Origin of the sequence: Thioclava sp. NG1, assembly GCF_003122275.1 — a bacterium.
In the GTDB taxonomy this organism is placed as follows: Bacteria; Pseudomonadota; Alphaproteobacteria; order Rhodobacterales; family Rhodobacteraceae; genus Thioclava; species Thioclava nitratireducens.
The window spans coordinates 1-3527 of the sequence record NZ_QFBB01000026.1 but is presented as its reverse complement, the minus strand read 5'-3'; the positions used below and the strand labels follow the sequence as shown (position 1 = coordinate 3527).

The 3527-nt window shown below is 61.4% G+C and carries 5 protein-coding genes; 4 read left to right on the top strand and 1 reads right to left on the bottom strand.

Annotated elements, in window-relative coordinates; genetic code table 11:
• From DEM26_RS20085 to DEM26_RS20070, 4 genes are all read left to right on the top strand, one after another.
• Positions 1-456 (top strand): hemerythrin domain-containing protein (locus tag DEM26_RS20085; RefSeq protein ID WP_109173297.1); only part of this gene is annotated, 456 nt, incomplete at its 5' end.
• Complete coding sequence (locus DEM26_RS20080) at positions 449-793, top strand: carboxymuconolactone decarboxylase family protein (protein WP_075777506.1); 345 nt, start codon at positions 449-451, stop codon at positions 791-793. The genes DEM26_RS20085 and DEM26_RS20080, both read left to right, overlap by 8 nt.
• Positions 793-1182: a DUF488 domain-containing protein gene (locus tag DEM26_RS20075; RefSeq protein ID WP_078523314.1), complete on the top strand. Its 390-nt coding sequence runs from the start codon at positions 793-795 to the stop codon at positions 1180-1182. The genes DEM26_RS20080 and DEM26_RS20075 overlap by 1 nt, the downstream gene beginning before the upstream one ends.
• Positions 1183-1198: 16 nt before the next feature.
• Positions 1199-2212 carry an NAD(P)H-dependent flavin oxidoreductase gene (locus tag DEM26_RS20070; protein ID WP_075777504.1) on the top strand — a complete coding sequence of 338 codons (1014 nt, stop codon included), beginning with the start codon at positions 1199-1201 and terminating at the stop codon, positions 2210-2212.
• Between the two features lie 358 nt (positions 2213-2570).
• Here DEM26_RS20070 and DEM26_RS20065 read toward each other — a convergent pair whose 3' ends face one another.
• A complete protein-coding gene (locus tag DEM26_RS20065; RefSeq protein WP_088736251.1) occupies positions 2571-3413 on the bottom strand; it encodes a LysR family transcriptional regulator in 843 nt (280 codons plus the stop codon).
• Between the last annotated feature and the right edge of the window lie 114 nt (positions 3414-3527).

Genomic DNA, 3527 nt, shown 5'->3' with positions numbered 1-3527 from the left:
GCCAGCCTCACCCGCTACATCGAGGCAGAGTATCACGCCAAGCATCGCACTCAATTGCCTGAACTGGCGGCGCTCTCGGAAAAGGTGGAAACCGTCCATGCCGCGCAAGCAGATGTCCCTGCCGGGCTGTCCGCGCTACTGCACCGGATGATCGGCGAGCTCGAAGTCCACATGAAGAAGGAGGAGCTGGTTCTGTTTCCCGCCATTCGCAACGCAGCATCGAGGCTGGACGGGCCGATCGCTACGATGCGCGCGGATCACGACGACCATGAGGCGGAGGTCGAACAGATCCGGCAATTGACAAACGATCTGACATTGCCGGACGGTGCATGCCAAAGCTGGACGCGGCTCTATGCCGGGGTCGGTGAATTTCTTGAAGACCTAGCAGCCCATATCCGGCTGGAAAACGACGTGTTATTCCCGCAATTCGAAACCCAAGGCGCAGGCCATGTCTGAGATGCATCGTCCCAACCCGACCAAGAATCTCGTGGAGCGGCGTCATGCCTTGGCGCCGAAGACTGAGGACGCCTTCCGCGCATTTTCGAAAACGGTGTTCACTGAAGGGGCGCTCGATGCGCGCAGCAAGCAGCTTATCGCCGTGGCCGTCGCGCACGTAACGCAGTGCCCATGGTGCATCGAGAGCCATGTCAAAGCCGCCCGGCGTGCGGGCGCCTCGGACGAACAGGTCATGGAAGCGATTTGGGTCGCCGCGGAAATGCGCGCCGGCGCCTCTTGGACCCATGCTCTGAAAGCAGTTGAGATGATCGGCGACACGGACAAGCCGGACAGCTGATGCCGTCAGCAAGCCCCCCCACCTCCGAAGCTCCTGGCGAGCTTATCCGCGTCAAGCGGATCTATCGCGCGGCACGCGTGTCAGATGGCAAGCGGATATTGGTCGATCGTCTCTGGCCGCGCGGCATGGCGAAGGACCGCGCCAGACTGTTTCACTGGTGCAAGGAGATCGCGCCGAGCGACGAATTGCGGCGCTGGTTCCACGAGCACCCTGATAGGTGGCAGGAGTTCACCACGCGTTATGAGGCGGAACTTGCCGCTCATGACGATTTGGTCCGCGAGCTCGCCGGATATGCACGCGAGAACGTCGTTACGCTACTTTATGCTTCAAAGGACGAGGCACATAATAACGCCGTCGTGTTACGCGATTACCTGCGCCAATGGTTATAGAACGGGAGGAGCAAGCATGACGGACCAGCCAATAAACCCGCTGCACACACCGCTTTGCGACCTGCTGGGGTGCGCCCAGCCAGTTCTGCTGGCCGGGATGGGCGGCGTTTCCCGCTGGGAACTGGCCGCCGCCGTGGCCAATGCGGGCGGTTACGGGATTTTGGGCATGGTGCGCGAAGACCCAGCCCTGATCGCCGCAGAGGTTACTGCGCTGCGGGACGCGACTGACCGACCTTTTGCCGTCAACTTGATCCCCGCGGCGACCGAACCAGCGCTGCTCGATGCGCAGATCGCCTGCTGTCTCGATCTTGGCGTGCCGGCCTTCAGCTTTTTCTGGGACGTGATGCCTGACGTGGTGGCCCGCGTGAAACGTGCCGGTTGCCTTGTTCTGCATCAGGTCGGCACGGTCGAGGCCGCGCGGATCGCCGAAGAGGCCGGAGCGGATGTGATCATCGCGCAGGGCGTCGAGGCGGGCGGTCACGTGCATGGACGACACCCGGCTTTCGGGCTGGCCGAGCAAATCCTTGCGCAGACCGACCTGCCGGTCGTCGTCTCCGGAGGGATCGCAACGGGCGAGGGCCTCGCCGCCGCGTTGACCATCGGCGCCGATGGCGTGCAATGCGGCACGGCCTTTCTGGCGACCGAGGAATCCTTCGCTCATCCCTATCACAAATCCCGAATCACGGAGGCCACCGGCGACCACACGGTTCTGACCGATGTTTTCGTTCTGAATTGGCCCAAGGGCGCTGCGGTGCGGGTGATCGCCAATAGCGTGACCGAGAGCCTGGACGGACATTACCTCGGCCACGACCCTGACAGTCTTCCGCGCGAGGCCATCGCCCGCGACGGCGAGCAGCCGCGCCTGCGCTTCAGCACGGATTCGCCGCTGCGAACCACGACCGGCGACTTGGAGGCGATGGCACTCTATGCGGGTCAGGGTGTGGGTGCGCTCAACGATGTCCCCACGGCCGCCGCACGTCTGGACGGCATGGTCGCGCAGGCCCGTCATCTCTTGGAACACCCGTTTTGACGTGCTTTTAAGTCGAAGCCGTGAACGACGAATTTAAGAGCTCAGCTGCCAAGGTTGCTTTTGCTCACCACCTCGCTTTGCGCGCCGGTCAGAGAACTGGCGCGACTGCTTCCCGCGTGGATGGTCGTCTAACGATCAGTTATGGACCCTCGGTCGCGGCATGAAGCCTCTGACAGACATACTCGGTTCGATCGACCAAAGGGCGGACGAAACCTTGCCGGAAGGAGTTTTTTCGATCCCGCGAAAGCACTACGCAGCGAGCCCGAACGCGAGGTGACCGATCGGGAATGTTCCAGCAGGATACCGAACGCGAGCGACAGGCCGCTGGGAAAGGACAAGAGCGGAAATTGATCGCAGATCAAGGCGCATCAAGGCCAGCCATCAAACTCTGGACCATCGGATCAACAAGCGCTTTGTTGCGATCCTCGCGGATCACGATCCACGCCGGCAATTCGAACACCGGCGCACCGGGCACCGGGAACAGGGCGCCGCTATCGATCTGGTGTTCGACCAGACGCCGGGGAAAATAGCCGCTGCCTCCATTGAACTTGAGATATTGAAGGCCGAGCCAGGCGATATTGGCCGAGAGTGCAGGACCGGGAAACTCCGGAAAGCCAGCGCGGAACTGATTGTCGAATTCCGGGCCCCACTCGACATGGATATAGCCGTCAGGCTGCATGCTAGCGGTCGGTTCGGTGGAGACAAGCACCAGCTGTTCAGTAAGCAATGGTAGGAGCTCGAGCATCGGCCGGCGCTGCGGGGTGAACATAACTCCGATATCCATCCGCCCGTCGACCAGCGCCTGCATCAGTTCCGGCTCGAAGCCGATTTCGGAATGAAACGAAACCCTAGGATGGGACCGCTGGATATTGGCGAACCAGTGCATCATCAGCCCTTCCCACAGGCCGAAGCGAGCCCCGATGACGACACGCGCGCGGAATTGTCCAGGCAGGCCGACGTCGTGCCGCGCGCGTTCGAGGGCTCGCACCATCTGCGCTGCATGCTTCAAGAACCGGCCACCGCCCGCAGTCAGCGCCGCGCCGGCCTTGTTGCGAGTGAAAAGTCTGGTGCCTAACTGATCTTCGAGTGTCCGGATGCGGGCGCTCACGGTTGACTGGGTAACGTGAAGCCTTTCGGCGGCCGCGACGAAGCTGCCGGTATCAGCGACGGCAAGGAAAGTTCGGGCATGTTCAATGTTCATAGAGGCCCCATGCATCGTATTTTCAAATATCATATCGCATTTATATTCGCTTTCCCAATATGATGAATCGCGCGACACTTGAACCCGCGCATCTCGCGGACAACCGGAAGATCA